The 23,821-nt window shown below is 60.8% G+C and carries 24 protein-coding genes; 2 read left to right on the top strand and 22 right to left on the bottom strand.

The features are described 5' to 3' along the window. Positions 1-105: 105 nt before the first annotated feature. Complete coding sequence (locus ACP151_RS00665; RefSeq protein ID WP_424976893.1) at positions 106-603, bottom strand: AAA family ATPase; 498 nt, start codon at positions 601-603, stop codon at positions 106-108. Between the two features lie 357 nt (positions 604-960). On the opposite strand from ACP151_RS00665, the gene ACP151_RS00660 reads away from it, so the two are divergent. Further along, positions 961-1,602 (top strand): hypothetical protein, encoded by a 642-nt coding sequence (locus ACP151_RS00660; RefSeq protein WP_424976892.1) that lies wholly within the window; start codon positions 961-963, stop codon positions 1,600-1,602. A gap of 67 nt (positions 1,603-1,669) precedes the next feature. Here ACP151_RS00660 and ACP151_RS00655 read toward each other — a convergent pair whose 3' ends face one another. After that, a complete protein-coding gene (locus ACP151_RS00655) occupies positions 1,670-2,842 on the bottom strand; it encodes an adenylate/guanylate cyclase domain-containing protein (protein WP_424976891.1) in 1,173 nt (390 codons plus the stop codon). Between the two features lie 174 nt (positions 2,843-3,016). On the opposite strand from ACP151_RS00655, the gene ACP151_RS00650 reads away from it, so the two are divergent. Further along, positions 3,017-3,859, top strand: a complete 843-nt coding sequence (locus tag ACP151_RS00650; protein ID WP_424976890.1) for an ATP-binding protein — start codon at positions 3,017-3,019, stop codon at positions 3,857-3,859. Positions 3,860-3,945: 86 nt separating this feature from the next. Here ACP151_RS00650 and ACP151_RS00645 read toward each other — a convergent pair whose 3' ends face one another. The 20 genes from ACP151_RS00645 to ACP151_RS00550 all read right to left on the bottom strand — a co-directional run bounded on the left by ACP151_RS00645 (position 3,946) and on the right by ACP151_RS00550 (position 23,707). Then, positions 3,946-5,196 (bottom strand): peptidoglycan DD-metalloendopeptidase family protein, encoded by a 1,251-nt coding sequence (locus ACP151_RS00645; RefSeq protein ID WP_424976889.1) that lies wholly within the window; start codon positions 5,194-5,196, stop codon positions 3,946-3,948. Positions 5,197-5,298: 102 nt separating this feature from the next. Beyond that, complete coding sequence (locus ACP151_RS00640) at positions 5,299-5,946, bottom strand: protein-L-isoaspartate(D-aspartate) O-methyltransferase (RefSeq protein ID WP_424976888.1); 648 nt, start codon at positions 5,944-5,946, stop codon at positions 5,299-5,301. Continuing rightward, entirely contained in the window at positions 5,943-6,737 is a 795-nt protein-coding gene (surE, locus tag ACP151_RS00635) for a 5'/3'-nucleotidase SurE (protein ID WP_424976887.1), read from the bottom strand. The genes ACP151_RS00640 and surE overlap by 4 nt, the downstream gene beginning before the upstream one ends. 303 nt (positions 6,738-7,040) lie before the next feature. Further along, positions 7,041-7,688 carry an SDR family NAD(P)-dependent oxidoreductase gene (locus ACP151_RS00630; protein WP_424976886.1) on the bottom strand — a complete coding sequence of 216 codons (648 nt, stop codon included), beginning with the start codon at positions 7,686-7,688 and terminating at the stop codon, positions 7,041-7,043. A 115-nt stretch (positions 7,689-7,803) separates the two neighbouring features. After that, on the bottom strand, positions 7,804-8,064 hold the full coding sequence (locus tag ACP151_RS00625) for a hypothetical protein (RefSeq protein ID WP_424976885.1): 261 nt from the start codon (positions 8,062-8,064) through the stop codon (positions 7,804-7,806). Positions 8,065-8,184: 120 nt separating this feature from the next. Beyond that, positions 8,185-8,772, bottom strand: coding sequence for a DUF2199 domain-containing protein (locus ACP151_RS00620; RefSeq protein ID WP_424976884.1), 588 nt, complete (start codon positions 8,770-8,772; stop codon positions 8,185-8,187). A gap of 102 nt (positions 8,773-8,874) precedes the next feature. Further along, on the bottom strand, positions 8,875-10,395 hold the full coding sequence (gene purF / locus ACP151_RS00615) for an amidophosphoribosyltransferase (protein WP_424976883.1): 1,521 nt from the start codon (positions 10,393-10,395) through the stop codon (positions 8,875-8,877). A 686-nt stretch (positions 10,396-11,081) separates the two neighbouring features. Beyond that, positions 11,082-11,762, bottom strand: coding sequence for a Hint domain-containing protein (locus tag ACP151_RS00610; RefSeq protein ID WP_424977067.1), 681 nt, complete (start codon positions 11,760-11,762; stop codon positions 11,082-11,084). Positions 11,763-12,148: 386 nt separating this feature from the next. Further along, a complete protein-coding gene (locus ACP151_RS00605; protein ID WP_424976882.1) occupies positions 12,149-12,703 on the bottom strand; it encodes a CvpA family protein in 555 nt (184 codons plus the stop codon). A gap of 42 nt (positions 12,704-12,745) precedes the next feature. Then, positions 12,746-14,107, bottom strand: coding sequence for a DNA repair protein RadA (radA, locus tag ACP151_RS00600; protein ID WP_424976881.1), 1,362 nt, complete (start codon positions 14,105-14,107; stop codon positions 12,746-12,748). 173 nt (positions 14,108-14,280) lie between these two features. Next, positions 14,281-14,724: a paraquat-inducible protein A gene (locus tag ACP151_RS00595; protein ID WP_424976880.1), complete on the bottom strand. Its 444-nt coding sequence runs from the start codon at positions 14,722-14,724 to the stop codon at positions 14,281-14,283. Between the two features lie 159 nt (positions 14,725-14,883). Next, on the bottom strand, positions 14,884-15,333 hold the full coding sequence (locus ACP151_RS00590; protein WP_424976879.1) for a hypothetical protein: 450 nt from the start codon (positions 15,331-15,333) through the stop codon (positions 14,884-14,886). After that, positions 15,330-16,076: an ABC transporter ATP-binding protein gene (locus ACP151_RS00585; RefSeq protein WP_424976878.1), complete on the bottom strand. Its 747-nt coding sequence runs from the start codon at positions 16,074-16,076 to the stop codon at positions 15,330-15,332. Before ACP151_RS00585 ends, ACP151_RS00590 begins: the two co-directional genes overlap by 4 nt. Next, entirely contained in the window at positions 16,073-16,855 is a 783-nt protein-coding gene (locus ACP151_RS00580) for an MlaE family ABC transporter permease (RefSeq protein ID WP_424976877.1), read from the bottom strand. Before ACP151_RS00580 ends, ACP151_RS00585 begins: the two co-directional genes overlap by 4 nt. Continuing rightward, entirely contained in the window at positions 16,852-17,889 is a 1,038-nt protein-coding gene (gene alr, locus ACP151_RS00575) for an alanine racemase (protein WP_424976876.1), read from the bottom strand. Before alr ends, ACP151_RS00580 begins: the two co-directional genes overlap by 4 nt. A 104-nt stretch (positions 17,890-17,993) precedes the next feature. Next, the gene (locus tag ACP151_RS00570) at positions 17,994-19,085 is read right to left on the bottom strand and encodes an agmatine deiminase family protein (protein WP_424976874.1); all 1,092 of its coding nucleotides are present in this window, start codon (positions 19,083-19,085) and stop codon (positions 17,994-17,996) included. Then, positions 19,066-20,604, bottom strand: coding sequence for a replicative DNA helicase (locus ACP151_RS00565; protein WP_424976873.1), 1,539 nt, complete (start codon positions 20,602-20,604; stop codon positions 19,066-19,068). The genes ACP151_RS00570 and ACP151_RS00565 overlap by 20 nt, the downstream gene beginning before the upstream one ends. Positions 20,605-20,860: 256 nt before the next feature. Continuing rightward, positions 20,861-21,541: an orotate phosphoribosyltransferase gene (locus ACP151_RS00560; RefSeq protein WP_424976872.1), complete on the bottom strand. Its 681-nt coding sequence runs from the start codon at positions 21,539-21,541 to the stop codon at positions 20,861-20,863. Positions 21,542-21,750: 209 nt separating this feature from the next. Beyond that, positions 21,751-22,074: a hypothetical protein gene (locus ACP151_RS00555; RefSeq protein WP_424976871.1), complete on the bottom strand. Its 324-nt coding sequence runs from the start codon at positions 22,072-22,074 to the stop codon at positions 21,751-21,753. A 271-nt stretch (positions 22,075-22,345) separates the two neighbouring features. Further along, on the bottom strand, positions 22,346-23,707 hold the full coding sequence (locus ACP151_RS00550) for a calcium-binding protein (protein WP_424976870.1): 1,362 nt from the start codon (positions 23,705-23,707) through the stop codon (positions 22,346-22,348). Positions 23,708-23,821 lie beyond the last annotated feature (114 nt).

The following is a 23,821-nucleotide window of genomic DNA, read 5'->3' as shown; positions in this document are numbered from 1 at the left end:
AGAGAGGCGCGCCTGAGAAGGCGCGCTTTTTCTTGGGAGTGCCGGTCTGGGGACCGACCAGAGTTACCGATGTGGCGCCGGGCATAAACGAACAGTCTTCCGGTATCATTTGGGGTCGTCGTGCATTACCAGATTGAACCCTTCCTCAGGCGAGGGGGCAGCAAAATGCCTGGAAAACCGGCGGAATTGCTCTTCAGTCGCGGCAAAGGGGTGGTCACCGCGGGCGTTGCGTTCATGCAGCCGCTGCAAACACAGATCATCCGCTGCACACAGAACATGCAACTTATGAGACGCGCCAGACGCCTCGATGATGCTTCGCATCCAGCTGCGCGTTTCAATTGTGTTGGCAGGAAAATCCAGCACAACCGAAACCCCTGCATTCAACAGCGATGACACATGTGGTCCCATGAGGCTGCGCAGCTTTGAAGCGCAGCGGACATAATCTGATGCAGACCGCATATCATCAGCGAACAAGGCGTGCAGCCATTTGTCTTCGGCTATCAGGACCGTGCCGTTTTCGCTTGCCAGCTGTTTGGCCAGTGTGGATTTTCCTGCTGCGATTTTTCCGCAAAGCATGTGCAGCGTTGGGGGGGAAATTGACATGGAAACTACCTTGTTCGGCGCAACAGGCGCATTTCGAATTTGGACACCAAAGACCCGGCCCAGCGTGTCAGGCCGGGATGGGAATTCGCAGCTGGCGCCAAGCGCCGTTTGCCTGACCCAAAGAATGCATATCAGATGGTTTGCACAGAGCAGGTATCCTGTCCACGCGAAAGCAGGAGGGCACTACCGATACCGCTGCGGTCGCATTGTTTTGTTCAGTAGGTCCCCGCACCAAAGCCGCGCCAACTCATCAGACTGTGCCCCCAACACTCTTTCGTGAAACGATGCTCTCGGGCATTTCCTTGCCTCGCCCCATGCGCCATCCTGCGGTCATTCCCTGACGAATTGGAGGTTTTCATGAAAACGTTTCTCGCTGGGCTGGCCTGCTCTGCTGCCTGCCTGCTGGCTTCTGCCGCAACCGCCGAAGGCCCGCCGATGGGGTTCTTTGTCACCTCCGTTGGCCTGGGTGACGGCGGCAATCTTGGCGGGCTGGAGGGGGCGGATGCCCATTGCACCAGCCTGGCAGAGGCTGCGGGTTCTTCCGGGCGCATATGGCGTGCCTACCTCAGCACCCAGGAAGACGGCAAACGGGGCATCTCTGCCCGCGCGCGCATCGGTACGGGCCCCTGGTACAACGCCAACGGAGAGCTGATTGCGGTGGACCTGGATCAGCTGCACATCATGCCCAATATCTATGCCCGCACCGCGGTGGATGAGAACGGCAACCGCATCAAGGGCCGCGGCGATCGCCCGAATGAGCATGACATCCTGACCGGCACCCAAGCAGACGGCACCGCCTACTTCCCCTGGCAAGAAGGCGACAAGACCTGTTCGAACTGGACCTCCAATGGCGAGGGTTCAGCCACGGTCGGCCACCACGACCGCCACGGCGGCGGCAATACATCGTGGAATGCCGCGCATAACTCCCGCGGCTGCAGCGCCGACAACCTGCGTGGGACCGGCGGTAATGGCTATTTCTACTGCTTCGCGGCAGATTGAAGCGGTCAAGGCAATCCGGCTGAACAAGGCGGGAACCATCAGGACGCGGCCGGCAGGTCGCGTCTTTCTACCGGGGCGCCGTGAGCAGAAAAAACACGTCTACCGGGTCGGAAACACCGCGCACATTGTGCTGGCCGCAGCTGGCAAACAGATCAGGGGCGGCGGCAGCAACAGCAGCAGAGGCCAGAACGGAATGCCCGGTTGATTTTGTCAGGCCCTCAATCCGGCTTGCCAGGTTCACGGCAGCGCCGAGCACCGTGAAATCCAGCCTGCCGGGGCTGCCGATGTTGCCATAGCTGACACGACCGGCATTGATACCAATTCCGACTGCCAGCTGTGGTTTGCGTGTTTCTGCGCGGGTGCTGTTTGCAGTGGCAATCCCGGCAAGCACTGTTTGCGCGGCCCGTGCGGCCTGCCTGCATTGATCCGCGCGGCGGGCTTCGCTGGCGGCGGGAAAGATGGACAGAATGCCATCCCCCATGAACTTCAAAACATCACCGCCCGCGTCTTCTACCGCCTGCACGACAACATCGAAATAGATGTTCAGGGCGTCGAACACCTCATCCTCGCCGGCGCTGTCGGACAGGGCGGTGAAACCGCGCAGGTCCGTGAACATGATTACGGCCTCCAGAGTGGTGCGCTCGCCGCGTTTGATCGACCCGTTCCAGACGGCGTCCGATGGGCCGTCCCCAAGATAGGTCCGCAACAGGCTGCGGGAAGATTTGCGCATGGTGGCAGGTTCCAATGCGCAGGAGAGGGCGGGCAGGGCGGCCTCGATCATCTGCAAATTCTGTTCCGAAAAGCCATCATCAGCCCGCGTGACAAAGGTGCAGCCGTGCAGTGATCTGTCGCCGTAGTATAGCAGCGTCGCGTAGTAATCGGTGCCGCCTGCCTCTGCGAATTCCCGATAGGAAATATGGTCGGCTTCGGGGTCGAGTTCCCGCAGGCTTTTGTGCAGCGGGCGCCGATGCGCCAGAATATACTCAAACGAGCTGCCAACGTAGCTGTCCGTCAGCATAAGATCATGGGTTACATCGTAGCTTTCTGCACCCTCTGGCGTCCAAACCACCCCCCAGGCGATCAGCAACGGGTTTGCGAACCGCTGGCCGATGTTGACCCGCCACAGCGGCACGCCGGCGTCAATCAGCGCCGTGCAGAAATGCGAGACAGCCTTGACCGGATCACCGCAGCAGCGGCCTTCGGTCATCATCCAGTGCGAGAGTTCGCCAATGGCATCCATAGAGACAGTCTAACCGTAAGACCGGCAGTCGAACAGGTGCCGGACATTGCAACAAGCCGCGCCGGGTTGGCTGGCGACCCCCAGGGGCGATCCGCAGGGCCTGATGTTCTCCCCTCTTGCCGCTTGGCCCTGAACATGCTTTGAAATCCGTCAGCTAACCGACGGAGGCCTCCCATGGACCAGATCGCATTGACCCGCATTGCCGAAGCACTGGAGCGGATGTCGCCCGCGCCGCTGGAAACCCCTGATTTCAACGCCGCCGCTGCCTTTGTCTGGCATGTAGGGCCAGAACGGCTGGAGCCTGTGGAGAGCGTCAACCGGGTGGATCTGGACCTGCTTGTGGGCATCAACCGTTCGCGCGATACGCTTTTGGACAACACCCGCCGTTTTGCCCAAGGGTTCGCTGCCAACAACGCATTGCTGTGGGGCGCGCGGGGGATGGGAAAATCCAGCCTGGTGAAGGCGGTGCATGGCGCGCTGACGGATGATCACCCGCAGCTGAAACTGGTGGAGCTGCAGCGCGAAGATCTGCCCTCGGTGGCGCGGCTGCTGGGGCACCTGCGCGGCTCTGAACACCGGTTCATTCTGTTCTGCGATGACCTGTCCTTCAGCCATGACGACCAGCATTACAAAAGCCTGAAGGCGGTGCTGGACGGGGGCATCGAAGGGCGGCCGGAAAACGTGGTGTTCTATGCCACCTCCAATCGCCGCCACCTGATGCCGCGGGACATGATCGAGAACGAGCGCTCCAGCGCCATCAACCCGTCGGAAGCGGTGGAGGAGAAGGTTTCGCTGTCGGATCGGTTCGGCCTGTGGCTGGGTTTCCATCCCTGTGATCAGGATGAATACCTGACGATGATCAAAGGCTATTGCGCAGCCTATGGCGTGGCGGTCGATGCCGATGAGCTGCAGTCAGAGGCGGTAGAGTGGCAGGCGACCCGAGGCGCGCGGTCGGGTCGGGTGGCCTGGCAGTTCTTCACCGATCTGGCCGGACGGCACGGGGTGGCCCTGCGCTGAGGTTTTCTGGTTCCCAGAAGCATCCAAAATAGCAAAAGCCCGGCCAATCAGCCGGGCTTTTCTGTGTTAACAGTCTGTTGCTGCCGTCAGTTCAGATAGTCCAGCGGGTCGATGCTCTCGAATCCGTCGCGCACTTCGAAATGCACAAAGGCCTCGTCGCCGCCGCGCAGCGAGGCGATGCGTTGGCCACGGACCACGGATTCACCCTTCTTCACGGTGATGTTGCCGACATTCTGGTACACCGTCAGCAGCTTCTGGCTGTGGCGGATCACCACGATCGGCACATTGCTGGAATCCTTGGTGATTGCCGCCACCGTGCCGGCTTCGGCTGCATTCACCGGCGCACCGGCGGCGCCGGCAATGTCGATGCCATCATTTCGGCCCTTGGCGTAGGTTTTGATGATCTTGCCCTGCACCGGATAGGCCATCGCAGCGCTGCTGCTGCGGGTGGGGGCCGGCAGTTCAGGCTTGGGCAGGGTCTCTGCGGCGGGTTTGACCGCAGCCGGTTCGACCTTCTCGTCCGGCAGCGGTTTGCTGGCGCTGGGCGGCACCGGTGTCTCGGAGCCTCTGCCCGGCTCTGTCACGGCCACCGCCGCAGGGATGGCTGCAGGTACGGCCTCATCAGCTGCGGGCTGCTCTTTCAGCGGGATCAGCAGAAACTGGCCTTCGCGTACTGAAAAATCGCTGCCCAGTCCGTTCCATTCCGCCAGCGCCTTTACCGGCACCCGATAGAGCCGCGAGATCGTATAGGCGGTCTCGCCGCGTTTCACCTTGTGGCGCACCGGTTCGGGGCCGGACTGCACCTTGGCCGGCTGTGGCCTGGGGGCGGCTTGGATGTCGGTTGTTGTCACGGAACCGGCATTGGGGGAGGTCAGCGGTGCAGTGTCTATGGCCTGGCCTGCGAGCGACGCAATATCGACAGACCCTGGTTCGGCGCTGCCGGGCAGGCTGTCGGGCGCCCGGCGCGGCAATGCCAGCACCTCGCCCTGGCGCATATTGTCGCCGATCTCCATACCGTTAAACCGGGCGACCTCGCTGGCGGGAAGACCAATGCGGGCGGCCACATCTGCCACCGTGTCGCCGCGCTGGGCCACAGCCACCTGGTAAGACGGGTAAGAGATCAGCCCGCGCCCATCCGGGGCCGGGCGGTTCGCGGTGGCCGACTGGGCGGCCCCGGCGGTGTTGAAGGCGCCGATCTGGCCGCGCAGATCGTAATCCAGCGGGCCCTGGCAGGCCGCCAGCAGTCCGGCCAGTGGCAGCAGGGCCAGAAACCGGACACGCGGCAGGCCGCGGAACTGGCCGCGGAATATGGTCCGGGCAGGGGGAATCCGGGTCATTTCGCTCTCCTCAAAACACGCTTCCCCTTTTTCGCGGGGATTCTCTCGCGTCAATCATTATAGCCGATGCGGTTTGCGCATGGGCTGAAATCCGCCGGCAGTTTACGTGTCTTTTCCCAGCCCCTCAAGCAGCGGAACAAAGCGCACGGGACGCAGTTCGTCATAGTCCAGCCCGTCGTCGGTTTTGCGGACCCGGATCAGGGACTGGACGTGGTCCGACTGGCCCACCGGCAGCACCATGATACCGCCGGGTTTCAGCTGTGCCAGCAGTGGCCCCGGCGGGTCTTCGGCAGCGGCTGTCACGATGATGCGGTCAAAGGGCGCCTGTTCGCTGAGCCCATGGCTGCCATCGCCCACCAGTGAAGTCACATTGGCCAGCTGCAGCTGATCAAACACGGCCCGCGCTTCGCGCACCAGACGGGCGTGCCGATCGATGGTATAGACCCGGCGCGCCAGCTTCGACAGGATGGCTGCCTGGTAGCCGGAACCGGTGCCGACCTCCAGAACCGTGTCGCGGGGGGACATCTGCAGCGCCTGGGTCATCATACCAACCACCGAGGGCTGCGAGATGGTCTGGCCGCAGGCAATCGGCAGCGGCACGTCCTCATAGGCGCGGTCCGCAAAGATGCCGCGCACAAACAGCCCGCGATCGACGTCTTCGATCGCCTCCAGCACTTTCTGGTCCGTGACCCCGCGCGAGCGTACAGAGTAGACAAACTGCATCTTGGTTTGCGCGTCGGGGCCGCTCATGCGCCGGTATCCTCAATTGCCTTCAGCCAATTCATGGCGTCCCGTGCGGTCAGATCAGCCCGCATCGGGGTGACGGAGATATAGCCGTCAAGATTCACCGCTGCGTCCGAGCCTGGCGCCGTCTGCACCTGCTGATTGCCGCCGCGGATCCACAGGTAGCGGCGGCCGGTGGGCGACAGCTGCTCCTCTGCCGAGAAATGGCTGCCGTGCCGGAAGCCCTGCGCCGCAACCCGCGCGCCTTTTACGCCTGCGGCCGGAACCGGCGGGAAGTTGATGTTGTAAAACAGCCGGTAATCCTGGCTGTCCTGCGGCTGGGCGGCCAGGATCTTCTTCACCAGCGCGGCGCCATGCACGGCGGCGGCTTCAAACGGATTGGCTGTTTCGCGGTTGGCGGGGCCAAAATATTGGGACAGCGCCATTGCCGGAATACCTTGCAGTGCAGCTTCCATCGCGCCGCCCAGGGTGCCGGAGTAAAGCGCGTTTTCGGCAGAGTTGTTGCCCCGATTCACGCCGGACAGCACCAGATCGGGCTTGGCCCCTTGCATGGCCACATGAATGCCGGCAAGCACGCAGTCGGCAGGAGAGCCTTCGGCGGCGAAGCGGCGTTCGTCCAGTTGGCTCAGCATGGTGGGGCGGGTGTAGCTGATGCAATGGCCGACGCCAGACTGTTCAAAGGCAGGCGCCACAGTCCAGACCTCGCCATTGGCGCCTGCGATCTCTTGGGCGATGGCGTCCAGAACTTGCAGCCCTTCGGCGCTGATGCCGTCGTCATTGGTGATCAGAATGCGCATGAAAAGCCTGCCTGCCGTTTAAAACCGGATTTTCGATTGAATAGGACCTGTGCCGGAAGGGGGCAAGGATTTCGCAGGGGGAACCGGCATCGGCGACAAAGCGGGGCAGGGAGGCAACAGGCAGGGAGGCAACAGGCAGGGAGGCAACAGGCAGGGAGGCAAGGGGCAGGGAGGCAAGGGGCAGGCCGACAAGGGACAGTTCGGCCAGGGGCGCTCCCGCGCCTTTGGCCTGCATCAGGAGATGCCGTCCAAAGCCTTGGGCCGGGCGCCGCGCCGGGGCGCGGCGCAGGCCTGCCGCTGATGTCAGCCTGCCAGGATCAGCGGCAGCAGGCGCTGGGCCTCGTCCTGGATCGGTGTCAGCGCGTCGCGGTCTTCGCCCGGATGGAATCGGGCGCGCAGCGCGGTTGCCATCGGTTTTGGTTCCAGAATACTGACCTTGGGGCCGGTGCGTTCGGTTTCGGCCTGCCAGCTGCGAGCCAGTGCCATCTGGGCCGCCTTGGTGGCGCCATAGGTGCCGTAGAATTTCTCGCCTGCCCGCGGATCATCAAAGAAAACCGCGCGGCCCGACTGGCCCAGGAGCGGCGCCACATAGGGGATCAGCACCGAGGTGGCGGTGGCATTGATGGCGACCGCCTTGGTCCAGTCCTTGGCCGCCACAGAGGGCGCCGGGCACAGCGCGGTGGCATGGATCGCGCTGTGCAGCCACAGGTCCAGCTTGCCCCAGCGGTCATGGATGCCGCGGCAGAGCGTGGCCATCGCCTCTGGCACAGTGATGTCCATCGGTGCCAGCGTGGCTGAGCCGCCCGCCGCCTTGATGCGGTCATCCAGCTCTTCCAGCGCGCCGGTGGTGCGGGCGACAGCAACGATATGATGAGTGGGCGCAAGCGCTTCGGCCAGGGCGTTGCCGAGGCCGCGGGATGCACCGGTGATAAGAGCGATTTTATCTGTCATAGCCGCCTTCTTGGGCCGCCGGCGCGGGCAGGTCAAGAGGCGGCGGACAGGGCCATGGATTTTCGAAAACCCCTGGCCGGTCGCCTTGAAGAAATCTGCGCTATTCGCGGATTGATCAGCCGCCCGGCATTTCAAGGCGTCTGGTTTCACCGCGTTGGTTCAGCACCAGCCCATGGGCGTCGATGGCGATGATCTGGCCCTGCGACAGCCTGGAACCGCGTTTGACCGTGCGCGTGCGGCCTGACGGCAGGCGGATCAGCGCCCGCATGCTGTCTTCTGGGCCAAAGAGGCCCAACAGGCTCAGATTGCTGCGGCTTACAGCATTGGCCTGGGTCGCAAGCCCCGCAACCCTGGCAGAGGTCTGTTCGTTCGCCATCTCGTCCGTCCTTCGCTATTCGGGCGCTATCTGGGGCGCCGCCGCGGGCGGTACAAGTGGGCAAGCCAAAGTTCGGCGGAAAGCTGCAGAAAGGTGAGAAGGAACCTGCCTGCGGGCCTGTCAGGCGTCAAAAACCAGCGATGGCAGGTCATGGCCATAGGCATAGAGAAGCTCCAGCAGCTCCTCCAGCGAGGCCCCGTCTCTTTGCAGCGGATAGAGCGGGTGGTTTTGCTCGGTGACCTTCAGTTCCGGATACTGGCCGCCTGGCCGCATTTCCAGCATGCAGCCCGCAGGGATTGCCATATCCGGAGGGATCGCATTGGCCAGCCAGGCCGGGCGGTCGCCCAGCTTGTCGGTTTCGCGCATCTCGAACAGGTCAAGGTAAGCATCGAAGTCATCACGATTGAGGCTGGCCCAAGTGCCCAGAATGAACTCTTCGCCGCGGCTGTTTGTCAACGGCACCGCCAGAACGGCGCGGATAAAGCGCAGATCGTCCAGGCGGCAGAAGTCCTCCGTCAGAATGTCGCCACGGGTCGCAAGAACGGCCGAGTTGTCCTCGACCTCCATGTCTTCGGAGCAGATGTCGGGCCGGTCGCAGCTGAGGCTGAGCAATTGCGCAAAGGTCGCTCCGCAGCAGCGGCACTGGCGCGGAGAGATCAGCATGCGGGCAAGATGCGGGTCCAAGGGGCGGCCTTTCATCAGGAGCATAGGAAAAGGCGCGGGCCGTTCTGGCCTGCGCCTCCCTACGTAAAGTTCCGGGCTCTCATAGTCGCCTGCGGGCCAAAGTTCAAACCCCAGTTGGCGCAGGGCTCAGCCGGTGGCCAGTTTGGAAGCGTTCCACGACGCGCCGGGGGCAGGCATGTCCTTGATCTTGGCGCTGACGCGGCTGCTGTTTTCCAGCGTATCCAGGTATTCCTTGGTGACGCCGGTGATGTAATTGCCGTCAAAACAGGAGCAGTCAAAGCCTTGAATATCCGGGTTGCCTTCCTGTGCCGCCCAGATCAGATCGTCAAGCTTCTGGTAGAACAGCGCATCCGCACCCAGCTCCTCGCGGATTTCCTCGATGCTAAGACCGTTTGCGATCAGCTCGTGCTTGGTTGGCATATCAATGCCATAGACGTTTGGGTAGACCACCGGCGGCGAGGCGGACGCAATATAGACCTTCTTGGCGCCTGCTTCGCGGCACATCTGCACGATCTTCTTGATGGTGTTGCCGCGCACGATGGAATCGTCGATCAGCAGCACGTTGCGGTCCTTGAACTCCAGCGGGATCGCATTCAGCTTGCGGCGCACCGATTTTTGCCGCTCTGCCTGGCCCGGCATGATGAAGGTCCGGCCGACGTAGCGGTTCTTTACCAGGCCTTCGCGGTAGCGGATGCCGGTGGAGTTGGCGACTTCCAGCGCCACCGGGCGAGCCGAATCAGGCACCGGGATGATGCTGTCGATTTCGAGACCCGCGTCCTGGATCTGCTTGGCCAACGCCTGACCCATGCGCAGCTGGGTCTTGTAGACCGATACGCCGTCCATCATCGAGTCTGGACGGGCCAGATAGACATACTCAAAGATGCAGGGCGTAAGCTTGCCCTCGACGGCCTGGAACTCATGCAGGTTGCCCTCCAGATCCACCAGGATCGCTTCCCCCGGTTTGACGTCGCGGACCTTCTCGAAGCCGTTGATGCCAAAGGCCACGTCCTCAGAGGCAACGCAGTAATCATCGCCGCCATTTTCCGCCGGGCGCTTGCCCAGCGACAGCGGCCGGATGCCATGGGGGTCGCGGAAGGCCAGCATGCCGACACCGGCAACCATGCACAGCACGGAATAGGCGCCCTGCACCCGCTCCATGGTCATCTTGACGCCGGCAAAAATGTTGCGGATCGGTTCGGCATTGCCGTTGACCTTGATCGCATCGGCGACCTTGTCGGCCAGGACGTTCAGCAGGATTTCGGAGTCTGAAGTGGTGCGCAGATGGCGGCTGTATTTGCCGGTCACTTTCTCGCGCTGCTCGGCGGTATTGGTGATATTGCCGTTGTGCACCAGATAGATGCCATAGGGCGCGTTCACAAAGAACGGCTGCGCCTCAGCCGCGCTGAGAGACCCCGCAGTGGGATAGCGCACATGGCCCATGCCGACCCGCCCGGTCAGGGTTCCGGCATCGGCGGGGCCGAACACATCCTTGACCAGCCCGTTGGCCTTGCGCTCGCGGAAGAACTCGCCGGTGTAGGTCACAATACCCGAGGCATCCTGGCCGCGGTGCTGCAGCATCAAAAGCCCGTCATATATCTCCGCAAAGACATCTGTGTCCCGGCTTGCGATCCCCAAAATCCCGCACATTGGCTGGCTCCAATCCCACTTAGGCTTTGCTGTTCGATTGCTGATGGAAACGGCTCGGGCAGCAGTCTAGCGCATTTTGCGTCTTGCGTGCCAATCTCGAGACTGCGGAGACAGCTGACCTGCCTGCGGCACCACGGGCCGGGACCTGATAACCATCTGCAGACATGGCTCCGTGCGCGGGGGGCGCCGGTTCATGTTCACGATGGCAGGCGGGCAGCGTCTGCAGCAGCGGCAAGGCGGTGAGGCTCCGAATCCGTTTCCTGTTCCGGCCCTCACATAGAGGCTTTCGCGGCCTCTGTCATCAAAGGATCACAAAAGGTGCTCGCGCGGCCATGCTGAATAAATCTGGCCTTGGAAATTGGATCACTTGGTTCGCTTGAAACGAAGCTGCAACCATTGCTTTGCGACAACGGACAGCCCGGGGGTACGGCGATGATTGCGCCTGATTTTTCCGGCAAAGACTGTGAAGTCGCCCGGCAAAAGACTGTCCGCAAGGACAGCAAAGGTCAGGATTTTCTGGCGCGAGTGAGCGGACAATCGTCGAGCGCCTTGCCGTTCTCAGTTCTGGCGAAAATTGAAAAAACCAGAGGTGCTGTCCCTGTCGATTGCCCAAAAAAGATAGGCCCGCCTTTCAGCGGGCCCAGGGGGGAGGGAGGAAGTCTTGGAAGGTATTTTTTTAATATTGTTCAGGCTGCCAGGATGCGGTCCAGCAAGTTGTCCAGCGGTCCGGGCAGGCGGGCGTCAATTTCGCCCATACCAGTCTGCGCCAATGCGCGGCCTTCGTCGCTGGCCAGCACCTGACGTGTTTCGGTCAGCGACAGGTGGTGGAAGGCAGAGTCCTCGGCCGCATCACCGGCCGGCAGAAGCATGCCGCTTTCGGCCCAGACCAGCTCTTCTTCTGCAAATTCGAAATGGATGCGGCCCAGGCGCTCCGGCGCTGCCGCTGTGATCCCCTTGTAACCGGTCAGGGCGATCAGCTTGGTGACAACAACCGGCAGGCAGAACAGGCGTTCCGCGGTTTCCATCTCCAGCGCCACTTTCTGATCCGAAGGCAGCATCAGGTCGGTGTCATTGCCCAAAGCGCCGGCCGGGATATGCATCAGGGTGGTCAGGCGCGGCACCGCATGTTTCACCGCCTTCACTTCCTGGGCACCACCGTCAAAGGTGAACACCATGTCGCCGGGCTTGACGTCGCGGGCCTGCTTAAAGCCCTCTTCGGTCTCCACCAATGTATCAGGCAGAAAGCCACCGCTGCGGATGCGGGCAGGTTTCGGCGCCGGCTTCACGGACTGCGGCAGAGGATTGGTCAGCAGCAGCACATCAACCGGCAGGTAGTCGGCGAAATCTGTGGTGTGATCCAGCTGCATTTTATGTCCCTTCTGAGCGTCTTCGTCCCGGCGTTTTGCCGTTGAAGCCATGTGGCCCCTGAATTGGGACCAAATTGGGGCAGGCTTGCGTCGCATTTCCGGATGAAACGCTTTTTTGGGGACAAAAATTGCTTTTTCAGGGGGATTGTTAACCTTTTGGCTGGTCCGGCTGAGGATTTGTTAAGATTTAACTTGGTTTTTGAGACGCCCGAAACGGCCTAGAGAATCCCGATTCTCTTTGGTTAACAAAGTGTTAACGTTAATTTCCACTGTTAACGCTCAGGTTGCTTTCCCTGTGGATAACTGTGTGAACGCAATGATTTAAAAGCAAAACGGGCGCCCAAGGGGCGCCCGATAGCCTATCTTTAGGAGGTAATCCCTAAGAATTACTGGCCGCAAGCACCGATCAGCGCCTCGTATTGGGCAGTGACCCAGCCCAGTGCCTGCTCCGGATTGCGTTCCTCAATCTTGCCAGTCAGCCGCTCAAACACGTCAGCAGACCGGCTTTCGTCAACAATTGTAAAGCTCTGCCCGGTCATCACCACATCATAAAGGAAGAAGGCAATTGCAATCAGTACAATGCCGCGCAGGACACCAAAGAAAAAGCCCGCGCCCTGATCCAGCCCGCCAAGCGCCGAACGCTGCACCAGGGTGGAGAAAAGCGGTGTGAAGAAAGAGACAACGATCAGCGCCAGCGCAAACACCGCAGCAAAGGCGGCGATGATCGACAGCTCGCAGCTGTCAGCAATGAATTCACCGATCACCGGAATTTCCGCCATCAGCGGCTCGACCTGCGGCGCAAAGATGAAGGCCAGCACCCCCGCTGCGATCCAGCCGGCAATTGCCATCGCCTCGCGTACAAAACCGCGCGAATAAGCCAGCAGCGCTGATAGCACGATGACCAGGGCCACGACCCCGTCGATGATTGTGAAACCTTCCATGTCCCTCGCCCGTTTGCCTGCGCACTCAAATTTTTTGCGACTTTAACCGGCCCCGAAGAATTCGCCAACAAAACCTGCCAGATCACCCGACTTTCTGAGATTCAGACCATTTACGGACACGGTTTTGCTGCCGCCAGGGGCGATCGCCGCCGTGAAACCAAGTTTTTGCGCCTCTTTCAACCTGTTTTCGGTCTGCGGTGCCGGACGAAGAGCTCCGGAAAGCGAAATTTCTCCAAAAACCACCGTATCTGCGGGCAGGGCGACGTCTTCGCGCGCGCTCAGCAGTGCGGCGGCCACAGCAAGATCGGCAGCAGGTTCAGAGATTTTCATGCCACCTGCCACATTCAGATAGACGTCCAGCCCGGCAAAGGGGATGCCGCATCGCGCTTCCAGCACCGCAAGGATCATCGCCAGACGCGAAGAATCCCAACCGACCACGGCGCGGCGCGGTTGCGAATGCGGTGAAGGCGCAATCAACGCCTGCATTTCAGTCAGCACCGGCCTTGTGCCCTCGATGCCGGCAAATACCACCGAGCCGGGCGAAGGCTCGCCGCGCTCTGACAAAAACAGGGCAGAGGGGTTGATCACCTCTGCCAGCCCACTGCCGGTCATTTCAAAGACGCCAATTTCGTCCGCTGGGCCAAATCGGTTTTTGACGGCACGCAGAATACGGAACTGGTGGCCGCGTTCACCTTCGAAATATAGAACCGTATCGACCATATGCTCGACCACGCGGGGGCCAGCGATCTGGCCCTCCTTGGTGACATGGCCGACCATGATCACCGACGTCCCGTGGCGTTTGGCAAATGTGGTCAGCTCATGCGCCGCCGCGCGGACCTGGCTGACAGAGCCTGGCGCGCTGTCGACGTGATCGGCCCACATGGTCTGAATGGAATCGATAATGGCCAGCTGCGGCTTCTCCGCTTCCAGCGTGGTCAGGATGTCGCGCAGGTTGGTCTCTGCGGCCAGCTGCACCGGTGCATCCGCCAGCCCCAACCGCTGGGCGCGCATTCTGACCTGGGCGCTGGCTTCCTCGCCGCTGACATAGACGGTTTTAACGCCCGCCTGGGCAAACCGTGCAGCCGCCTGCAGCAGCAGGGTGGATTTGCCGATCCCCGGGTCCCCGCCGACCAGAATGGCGGATGCCTGCACCAGCCCGCCCCCGAGCACCCGGTCCAGCTCACCCACGCCGCAACAGGCGCGCGGCGGCGGCGTTTCGCGGGCAGACAGATCCGTCAGCTCGATGGTGCGCCCGCGCTTGACGCCCAGCGATTTCTTCGAGGGGCCTGAGGACAGCCCCTTGTCTTCAGTGATGGTATTCCACTCGCCACAACCCTCGCAGCGCCCGGACCATTTCGAAAAGCTGGCTCCGCAGGCGGAGCAGGAAAAAGATGTTTTAGCCATGGTTCGATCACTGGCAGATGTTTCCCTTTTGTTCAAGAGGGCTGCCAGTGCAGCTGCGGCGGATGCGAGGCTCTGCCTCGCGCTCCGGGGTATTTGTGACCAAAAAGAAGCAGCTTCTTTTTGGTTTTAAGTACCCTGGGGGAGGCCCGTCAGGGCCGGGGGCAAAGCCCCTGTCAGCACAACCGGCGCAGAGAGCGCTCTGTCAGCATCCCCAGGCCAATCGAGGCAAGGATGCAGGCCGAAAACATATAGAGACCCCAGGCAGTTTGAAGTGTTGCCAGCCCGATGCCCTTGGCCAGGGTGATATAGAGCGCAATGAGGAAGACATCTGCCATCGCCAGCTTGCCCAGCACATGCAGCGCCGACTGCAGTTTTGCATCCAAAAGGCCCCACTGCACCAGCGCGAGGCCAATGGTCTTGAGGTAGGGCGCGAAAATCGCAAAGAAGGTGACAATCAGCGCCAGCACCGCGTCGCTGCCCCAAAGGCTTTGCAATCCGGTGATCACCGATATCTCGCTGAGCCCGAAAATGGGTAGCAGTCCCGCCCGCATCAAGGGCGCAAACCAGGCGACGGGATAAAGGATCAGCAGTGACAGGGTGAGGAGGCGTAGGGTCATAGCGGCTCGTTACAGGTTGGTTCGCCAAGATGGGGGTGTTCTGCGCGGGAACTGAAGGAAGAATGACGGCAGATATTCATCTGCCGCAGGGATCATGGGAATGCCGGATGTTTCCGGCAAGAATATTTGGACACAGCAGAAGATACGGAGTTTTTGGCTTCATCCTGGGTTGTCACTGCTGACTTCGCAGACTTTTGTAATTGCAGAAGACGCGGCACTAAGGGTGACAAGTAAAGCTGAGATAAGAGCGATGACAATCGCATCGTTCAGAAACGGCCGCAGGCGGCTGCGGAATGCGGCGATCATCCAGTCAAGCAAAGTGCCAGAAAACAGCAGTATGAATACCAATGAACTCAGCTCCCGCGGTAAAGCCTGCCTGCTGAATTGTGGTGTTGCCCAATGAGCCGCCAGCAGCATAGTCCACAAAGCCGCTGAAATGATACCGATGGCAATTCGTGAAGTTGCCAGCCCTTTTAGTCTCTTCGCCAGCAGGGCAAGCCCGGCTGCAATTGGAAGAGCGAATACAATTTGGGTACTGGTCACTGCGTATGAGTTCGGCGCAGAATCTCGTTGGCCATAGATTGGAAAGCATTCTTCCAGCATGCTCATCGCACCGCCTCGATCGGCCCCTCCGCGCGGCCGTGGATGAATTGCTCCATATAGGGATCGCCCGACTGATCCATCTCTGCCACCGGGCCGGTCCATTGGATCACCCCGCCGTGCAGCATCGCCACATTGTCGGCAATGGCGCGCACGGATGTCATGTCGTGGGTGATGGTCATGGCGGTGGCGCCCATTTCCACCACAATCTCGCGGATCAGGTCGTTTATGACACCCGACATGATCGGGTCGAGGCCGGTGGTGGGTTCATCAAAGAAGATGATCTCAGGCTCGGCAGCAATGGCGCGGGCCAGCCCGACGCGTTTCTGCATGCCGCCAGACAGTTCGGCAGGCAGTCGGTCGGCAACATCGGCCTTCAAGCCGACGCGGCGCAGTTTTTCGATGGCGATTTCGCGGGCCTCTTCCGCCGGACGCTTTAGATGGCCGCGCAGCAGGCGAAAGGCGACATTCTGCCAGACCGGCAGCGAGTCAAACAGGGCCGCGCCCTGAAACAACATGCCAAACCGCGCCAGGAACTTGTCGCGATCGCCAGAGCCGGCGGGCTTGCCATCAACGTAAATCTCGCCGCTGTCAGGGGTGATCAGCCCAAGGATGCTTTTCAAAGCCACCGATTTTCCGGTGCCGGACCCGCCGATGATCACCATTGAGGTGCCCTTGGGGATTTCCAGATTCATGCCGTTCAGCACGCGATTTTCGCCAAAGGCCTTGTGGACGTTTTCCATGCGGATCATAGCGAGAAGAACACCCCAGTAAGGACAAAGTTGGCGGCCAGGATCAAAACGGCGGCGGCCTCGACCGAGCCTTTGGTGGCGCGGCCCACGCCCTGGGCGCCGCGGCCTGACTGCATGCCGTAGTAACAGCCCATCAGTGCTGCGATAGTGCCGAAGACCGCACCTTTGGTGAGGGATGAAATGATGTCCAGCGGTTCCAGGAAATCGACAGTGTTCTTGAGGTAGGCTGCAGCGTTGAAGCCGAGGTTCTGCACCGCCACCGTATAGCCGCCCATGATGCCGATAATGTCGCCGACACCGACCAGCACCGGCACCGTGACCAGTGCCGCCAGCACCCGCGGCGCCACCAGGTATTTCATCGGATGGGTGGAAAGTGTCACCAGCGCGTCGATCTGTTCGGTCACTTTCATGGTGGCAATCTCGGCGGCAATCGAGGAGGTCACGCGCGCGGCAATCATCAGCCCGACCAGCACTGGGCCAAGTTCGCGCACCATGCCGATGGCAACGATCTGCGGCACCACTGCCTCAGCGTTGAAACGGGCGCCGCCCGCGTAGATCTGCAGCGCCAGCGCGCCGCCGGTGAAAACTGCGGTCAGCCCCACCACTGGCAGCGACAACCATCCGACATTCACAAGCGCCTGAAAAAACTCGCGCGGGTAATAGGGCGGGCGCAGCATGTGGCTGAAGGCGCTGAGCGCAAACAGCGCTGCGCGCCCGATGGCGCTCAGCCCGTTCAGGGCCGTGCGGCCCAGTCGGGCCAGGAGAGCAATGGGGGTCATCCCAGATAGGTCCGTGCGTAGCGGTGTCCGGTGGACGTCAGGATCTCATATCCGATGGTGCCTGCGGTTTCTGCCAGCATGTCGACGGTCTGCTGCTCGTTCAGGATCGACAGCGCGTCCGGGATCTCTGCCAGATCGGTGACATCCACGGTGATCAGATCCATCGAGACTCGGCCGACCACGGGGCAGGGGGTCTTGCCTGCAAAAACTTGAATGCCGCCATTGCCCATCGCCCGGTGCAAGCCATCGGCATAGCCCGCAGCAACTGTGGCGATGCGGCTGGGGCGTTTGGCAATCCAGGCATTGCCGTAGCCGGCACTTTCGCCCGGCTCCAGATCGCGCAGCTGGATGATGGGCAAATCCAGCTGTACCACCGGCACCGCATCGGAGAATGGCAGGCCGCCATAAAGACCGATACCGGGACGGCAGAGATCAAAATGGTAGTCCTTGCCCAGCAGCATGCCGCCTGTCGCCGCCAGCGAGCGGGGCACTTCCAGCCCGTCGGTCAGGTCGCGGAAAGCTTGGAGCTGCCGTGTGTTCATTTCATGCGACGGCTCATCTGCGCAGGCCAGATGTGACATCAGCAGTACAGGGTTCTGCCCCAGAGCGATCTCGGCCACCGCGGCCCATTCAGCGCCTTCCATGCCCAGCCGGTTCATGCCGCTGTCCAGCTGCACGCCAAACGGGTGGCCGGGCAGGGTCTCGAAATGGCGCAGCATCTGGTCCAGCGAGTTCAGCATCGGGGTCAGCTGAAAGTCCTTCAGCAGCTTGGTATCCCCCTCCATATGGCCCGAAAACACCGAGATACCGGGGCCTGGCCCCAATGCGCGTCGCAGCGCGCCGCCTTCTTCGGCTGCCGCCACAAAGAAATTGCGCGCACCCGCCTTGGCCAGTGCCTTGCCCACTCGGCCTGCATCCAGGCCGTACCCGTTCGCTTTTACCACGGCTGCGGTTTCGCAGCCGGTCAGCGCATCCAGATTGCGCCAGTTGGTGACCAGCGCATCCAGGTTGATTGTCAGTTTTGCCGTGCTCATGTGGTGTTCTTGACATGCGAGGGGCAGGGGTCAAGTGGGAAAACCCGCCACACCGGCCAATAGTTGCCTGCTTTCAGGGTGCTGGGTGGTCCGTTTCGACCGATTCATGCAGGCATCTGATGGGTGGCGCAATGGATGCCGCCGCCCAATTCCGATAACAGGTCGGTGTTCAGCATGACCAGTTCGCGGTCCGGATAGTGACGGCGCAGTGTCTGTGCCGCCAGCGCATCTGCCTGGGCATCACCGCTTTGCGATGCGATGACACCGCCGTTGCAGACATAATAGTTCGCATAGCTGCACTGGCTTGCCGGGTCACTGATACGCCCGCGCCGAGGCCAGGGCAGTGTGTCCACTTGCAGCCCTGCGTTCAACAGCCTGTCATGCAGCCTCCGCGCTGACGCATCAAAAGCATCTCCCGGTGTCGGGGTGTTCTCCAGCATCATCAGTGCACGGCCCCGGCCTGTGAACCGTGCCAGACCGTCGATATGGTCGTCGGTCACATCCTGCCCTTTCACCCCCTTGCCCCAGATCATCCGGTCAGCGCCATAGGCGGCCAGCAGGGCCTGTTCGATCCGGTCGCGCGAAAGCCCGGGATTGCGGTTGGGGTTCACCCAGCTGCTTTCATTGGCCATCAAGAGGCCACGCCCATCAGTCTCGGCGCCGCCTGCCTCCCCGACTATGCCGCTGTTGTGCAGCGGCAGGCCCAGCCGGTCAGCTACCAGGGCGGCAATCTTTTCGTCGTTGGGGTGATGATAGCGGCCCCAGCCATTGAAATTCAGCTGCCGCACAGACAGCTGGCCGCGGCTGTCCTGCGCAAACAAGGGCCCAGAGTCGCGGCACCACAGGTCATCGGCCGGAATGTCCCACAGGTTCACATTGGCAGACAGCAGGCGCAGGGCGCTGGTGTGGGTTTCCGGGGCGGCCAGCATGATCACGGGCTCAAAGCCCGCAACAGTGTTGGCTATCTTTGCAATCAGGCGCTGGACCTTCCGCCGATAGCTGCCAGTGCCGTAAACATGCGGAGAGACCGGCCATTGCATGAAGGTCAGCTGATGCGGGGCCTCTTCGGGCGGGACCTTGAAACTGTGGTCTGCAGCCAGCAAAGTCTCTCCTGATCCCGCTGCAAGACCGGCGCCGGCGGCGCAGGCCAGGAACCGGCGGCGGCCCCAGCGCAGCTTAATATCCGCCGTCTTCATGTCCTTGCTGCCAGGCCTTGGCGAGGTTGCCGAAGCGGGTGAACTGCGCTTCGAACGACAGTTCCACCGTGCCAATGGGGCCGTGACGCTGCTTGCCGACAATGACCTCGGCCTTGGCGTGCAGCCGCTCCATCGCCTGCTTCCATTCTTCCATCTTTTCCAGCTCGTGGTCGCCGGGCTTTTCCCGTTCCTTATAGTATTCCTCGCGGAACACGAACATCACCACATCGGCGTCCTGTTCGATCGAGCCCGATTCCCGCAGATCCGACAGCTGCGGGCGTTTGTCGTCGCGGTTTTCCACCTGACGCGACAGCTGCGAAAGGGCGATCACCGGAATGTTCAGCTCCTTGGCAATCGCCTTCATCCCCATCGAGATTTCGGCAATCTCGTTCACCCGGTTGTCGGCCATGCCGCGGCAGAGCTGCAGATAGTCGATCACCAGCAGGTCCAGCCCATGGGTCCGCTTCAGGCGGCGCGCCCGAGCGGCCAGCTGGGAAATCGGAATGGCGGGCGTGTCGTCAATGAACAGCGGGCAGCTTTCCAGATCCTTGGCCGCCTGCACAAAGCGGCGGAACTCGCCCTCGGTCATGTCGCCCTGACGGATCTTATGCGAGGAAATCTCAGAGGCTTCGGCCAGAATACGCCCTGCCAGCTGCTCGGCGCTCATCTCCAGTGAGAAGAACCCAACCACGCCGCCATCCAGCGCGCCTTCGCTGCCGTCGGGTTTCACCCCGCGTTTATACGCCTTAGCGACGTTGAAGGCGATATTGGTGGCCAGCGATGTCTTCCCCATAGAAGGGCGGCCCGCGAGGATGAGAAGGTCCGAGGGATGCAGGCCGCCAAGTTGCTTGTCGAGGTCCATCAGGCCCGTCGAGATGCCGGCCATGCCGCCACCCCGCTGATACGCCTCGTTGGTCACATTGACCGCTTCTGTGACGGCCTTGAGGAAAGATTTGAAACCGCTTTCCGTCTGGCCCTGCTCGGCCAGCTGGTAAAGCGACTGCTCTGCCTCAACGATCTGCTCTTTTGGTTCCGACGCCACATCCACGCGGCGCGCCTTTTCTGCAATGCTCTGGCCCAGGGCGATCAGCTCGCGCCGGATTGCCAGGTCGTAAATCATCTGGGCGTAATCCCGCACCGCAAAGGCAGAGATCGACGCGCCCGCGAGCTTGGCCAGATAGGCCGGCCCGCCCAATTCCTTCAGCCCCTCGTGGTCCTCCAGAAACGCCTTCAGCGTCACCGGCGACGCCAGCGCATTCTTCGAGATGCGCGCAGCGGCCACTTCATAGATCCGGGCATGCACCGGATCATAAAAATGCGACGAGTCGATGATCAGCGCGATCTTGTCATAGACCTCGTTGTTGGTCAGGATCGCCCCCAGCAGCTGCTGTTCAGCCTCAACCGAATGCGGCAGCTCGTTGTCCGGCATTGCCTGTTGCGCCTGAGCGGGCCCCGGCAACTGGTCTGGCATCGGGGCCTGCGGCGGCATATCGCCGTCGAAAGGGGCAATCTCGTTCATCACTGCTCTCGTCGTTAAGCCAGCCTTATACGGTGCCGGGGGCGTTTCTCCTATCTGGGAATCTCTGTGGATTCCCTGTGGATATCTGCGCCGGGCTTGTGGGCTGTTTACCTATAAAGGCCAGCATAGCTGTCCTATGCAGTCTACATACTGCGGGGGTTCCAGGGAAGGCCTCAATATCTGGGCTTTACCCTGGGTGAAATTTGATTCGAGGGCAGATCTTTTCCACAGATCGCCCCCGGTGCCTTACTTTGGGTCAGGCCTTTTTATTGGCCTCCTGCCAGGCCCGCGGATCTTTCAGAAAGTTTTCCACCTCGGCCAGCGTCTCCTTGCTGAAGCTCTGCTGCGCTTTGGCTTCGGCCAGAACATCCCACCAGGTGCACAGGTAATGCAGCTCCACCCCGTGGTCGCCCAGGCGTTTGGTGGTTTCGGGGAAGATGTCGTAGTAGAAAATCACTGCTGTATGGCCGCAGGACGCGCCGGTTTCGCGGATCGCGTCCACAAAGGACAGTTTCGATCCGCCGTCAGTGGTCATGTCCTCGACCAGCAGCACCCGCTGATCCTCGGTCATCACCCCTTCGATGCGGGCATTGCGACCATAGCCCTTGGGCTTCTTGCGCACATAGGTCATCGGCAGCGCCATGCGTTCGGCCACCAGCGCGCCAAAGGGGATACCCGCGGTTTCGCCGCCAGCAATATTGTCAAACGCCTCGAAACCCGCATTGCGCATCACGGTGACGGTAAGGAAATCCATCAGCGTGGTGCGGATCCGCGGGAATGAAATCAGCTTGCGGCAATCGATATAGCTGGGCGAGGGCAGGCCGGAGGCCAGCGTATAAGGCTCATCCGTGTTGAAATTCACCGCACCGATTTCCAGCAGCATCCGGGCAGACAGGCGGGCGATTTCTTCGCGTGAAGGGTAGGAGGTGGGGATCATGGCGGCAGGCATCCTTTACGGCAGCGGTTTTGCTGTCCTTAAACCGGAAGCGCGCGGGATTGAAGCCCCGGCAGAGCAACGCGATGCTGCCACCCGTGTTCAGCCAAACTGGCCCGCTCCCCGGCTACGGCTGTTTCGTCAGTGAATTCAGAAGAGATGCCGCTCAATTCGACGGTCTCGGCGGCAGCAGCCTGAAAAACCGTATGGCCCTACAGAACGGGTTCCCCGTCAGCAGCCATGACGGCCAAAGCGAAATTGTTTGCGATCAGGTTCGCCAGCGAAACATCCGTCAGCATAATCGTGTTTCCCAGACCATCGCTGACCACAACGTTGTCTCCGGCTTGCTGCATATGGCTGGCCATCAGAGTTGCCAAATCCGTGAGGCCAGACACGGTGCTCAGATCAATCAGATCATTGCCGATATCAAAGTCAGTGATGGTATCGTTGCCGAATGCGTCAAAGAAAACAAACCGGTCCCTGTCGGTCCCGCCCGTAGGCCCCGCCTGTCGGCCCGTCGTTGCCTTCTCCGTCATCCGGCACCGCCAGCCGGACGTCCGTGCTTACAGCTGAGTAAATGCTGTCCGGCGCGGCAGTGGGGCCTTTGTCCCGAACAATAAAGCCTGAGAGCACGTAGGTTGTCATCGGATCAATACGTGAGGACAGAGAAAGGATGTTCTGCTTTTTGGAATTTATTACCCGATGAATCGTCTTAAAGGTGTGCACCTCCCACACTCGTCAAGAGATTGGCAATGAAAAAGCCCGCGCAGTTGCACGGGCTTTATTTTCCAAAAGACGTTCGTGCAATCAGAACAGGAAATCATTGCCCGACAGATCGGCGATACCCACCCCGTCCAGGGTGATGGTATTCCTATTGTTGTCACCAATCACCGCATCCCCGTCGTCATTCTCGGACAAGTGGTTGTTTTTCAGGTCGCGAAAGGAGGTGATGTTGCTGACGCCCTTGAGATCAATCTTCTCGCGCAGTCCGGAGGTCTGGAAGTCAAAGATCGTGTCGTTTCCAAAGCTGTCCTTGAAGACAAACCGGTCGACACCGTTGCCGCCAAACAGGCCGTCGCTGCCGCCGCCGCCAATCAAACGGTCATTGCCGTCCTCGCCATATAGCGTGTCATTGCCACCTTTGCCTTCCAATGTGTCGTTGCCGCCTTCGCCTTCCATGTCATTGCCGCGACGGTTGCCAATGAGCTTGTCAGCCATATCCGAGGCACGCACGTCATCAATATTCCGCAGCTTGTCGCGATCGCCGAAACCATCAATGGCAAAGCCTTTGCCGAGATTGACCTTCACGCCGTCTTCACCGCCAAACCGGAAATCCCGATCATAGCGGACTTCGTCCCGCCCGCCGCGGCCGTTGATTGTGTCATTGCCTTCCAGTCCGCGGAAATAGTTTCTGCCGCCATTGCCGGACAGATCGTCATCAAAGGCCGAGCCGCGCAGGGCTTCGATGCTTTTAAACTTGTCAGTGTTACCCCAGCCATCGGTCGCTGTGCCGGATTTCAGGTTTGCGGTGACTGCGCCGGGGTCGCTGTTATAGGTGACTTGATCAAAGTTGTTGCCTTTGCCCAAGAATGTATCATTGCCTTGCGAGCTGACGAAGTAGTCGTTCAAACCGCTGCCGACCAGTCGGTCATTGCCGTCTGTGCCGATAAATGTGTCTTCATCCTGGTATTCAATGAAGGATCCGGCGAAGGTGGACCAGGGGATGTCGACACCAGGGCCAAGGGCGCCGGTCGGGTTTGTCAAGCTTGTGATCGAGTCGTTGATTGCCAGCCAGGCTTCAAGGTTGTCGACCGCCGGGAAAGGCGTTCCGCCCAGCTGGAAGATATAGGACGTGTCGGAATTGGCGCCCGTTGTCTCGTCCAAAACCAGCACGGTGCTGGTGCCGCCGGACCAGGTTACCTGAGTAATAAGGGTTTCAAGGTTGGCGGCGTTTGCGGTGTGGTCGAACACACGCCAGTCGACCCTCAGCTCCCGAATGCTGCCTTCCAGGTCAACGATGGCGGCATTGTCCTCCTGTTGGCCAGTAATCTGATAGCTGAATGTTGTCGTCTCGGACGGCACAACCACATCTGCCTGGGAAGAGCTGGCTGTAACAGGGGTGCCATCAGAATAGTCAACCCGAATGCCTGGAATGCTGAACGTCGTCAATTTTTTGTCCTCACCGTTAACTCACTTTTTTGGTCGTCGACCAATGGATGGCGCAGACCTTGGGCGGGTGGAGCGGTGATGGGCAAGAAATTTCTTCAACGTTGACGTGAATTT

Source organism: Leisingera sp. S232, assembly GCF_049800895.1.
Taxonomy (GTDB): Bacteria; Pseudomonadota; Alphaproteobacteria; order Rhodobacterales; family Rhodobacteraceae; genus Leisingera.
Note: the sequence above shows the minus strand (reverse complement) of the source record. Positions and strands in the feature narration are given on the sequence as shown.

Coding starts and splice junctions, on each gene's coding strand:
- purF (WP_424976883.1), bottom strand. CDS start 10,395: ATGTGCGGGATTTTGGGGATCGCAAGCCGGGACACAGATGTCTTTGCG.
- alr (WP_424976876.1), bottom strand. CDS start 17,889: ATGAGCACGGCAAAACTGACAATCAACCTGGATGCGCTGGTCACCAAC.
- ACP151_RS00590 (WP_424976879.1), bottom strand. CDS start 15,333: ATGAGCATGCTGGAAGAATGCTTTCCAATCTATGGCCAACGAGATTCT.
- ACP151_RS00610 (WP_424977067.1), bottom strand. CDS start 11,762: ATGCAGCTGGATCACACCACAGATTTCGCCGACTACCTGCCGGTTGAT.
- ACP151_RS00565 (WP_424976873.1), bottom strand. CDS start 20,604: ATGAACGAGATTGCCCCTTTCGACGGCGATATGCCGCCGCAGGCCCCG.
- ACP151_RS00555 (WP_424976871.1), bottom strand. CDS start 22,074: ATGACGGAGAAGGCAACGACGGGCCGACAGGCGGGGCCTACGGGCGGG.
- ACP151_RS00655 (WP_424976891.1), bottom strand. CDS start 2,842: ATGGATGCCATTGGCGAACTCTCGCACTGGATGATGACCGAAGGCCGC.
- ACP151_RS00650 (WP_424976890.1), top strand. CDS start 3,017: ATGGACCAGATCGCATTGACCCGCATTGCCGAAGCACTGGAGCGGATG.
- ACP151_RS00630 (WP_424976886.1), bottom strand. CDS start 7,688: ATGACAGATAAAATCGCTCTTATCACCGGTGCATCCCGCGGCCTCGGC.
- ACP151_RS00620 (WP_424976884.1), bottom strand. CDS start 8,772: ATGCTCCTGATGAAAGGCCGCCCCTTGGACCCGCATCTTGCCCGCATG.
- ACP151_RS00665 (WP_424976893.1), bottom strand. CDS start 603: ATGTCAATTTCCCCCCCAACGCTGCACATGCTTTGCGGAAAAATCGCA.
- ACP151_RS00625 (WP_424976885.1), bottom strand. CDS start 8,064: ATGGCGAACGAACAGACCTCTGCCAGGGTTGCGGGGCTTGCGACCCAG.
- ACP151_RS00585 (WP_424976878.1), bottom strand. CDS start 16,076: ATGATCCGCATGGAAAACGTCCACAAGGCCTTTGGCGAAAATCGCGTG.
- ACP151_RS00560 (WP_424976872.1), bottom strand. CDS start 21,541: ATGATCCCCACCTCCTACCCTTCACGCGAAGAAATCGCCCGCCTGTCT.
- ACP151_RS00660 (WP_424976892.1), top strand. CDS start 961: ATGAAAACGTTTCTCGCTGGGCTGGCCTGCTCTGCTGCCTGCCTGCTG.
- ACP151_RS00595 (WP_424976880.1), bottom strand. CDS start 14,724: ATGACCCTACGCCTCCTCACCCTGTCACTGCTGATCCTTTATCCCGTC.
- radA (WP_424976881.1), bottom strand. CDS start 14,107: ATGGCTAAAACATCTTTTTCCTGCTCCGCCTGCGGAGCCAGCTTTTCG.
- ACP151_RS00645 (WP_424976889.1), bottom strand. CDS start 5,196: ATGACCCGGATTCCCCCTGCCCGGACCATATTCCGCGGCCAGTTCCGC.
- surE (WP_424976887.1), bottom strand. CDS start 6,737: ATGCGCATTCTGATCACCAATGACGACGGCATCAGCGCCGAAGGGCTG.
- ACP151_RS00605 (WP_424976882.1), bottom strand. CDS start 12,703: ATGGAAGGTTTCACAATCATCGACGGGGTCGTGGCCCTGGTCATCGTG.
- ACP151_RS00640 (WP_424976888.1), bottom strand. CDS start 5,946: ATGAGCGGCCCCGACGCGCAAACCAAGATGCAGTTTGTCTACTCTGTA.
- ACP151_RS00570 (WP_424976874.1), bottom strand. CDS start 19,085: ATGAAGACGGCGGATATTAAGCTGCGCTGGGGCCGCCGCCGGTTCCTG.
- ACP151_RS00580 (WP_424976877.1), bottom strand. CDS start 16,855: ATGACCCCCATTGCTCTCCTGGCCCGACTGGGCCGCACGGCCCTGAAC.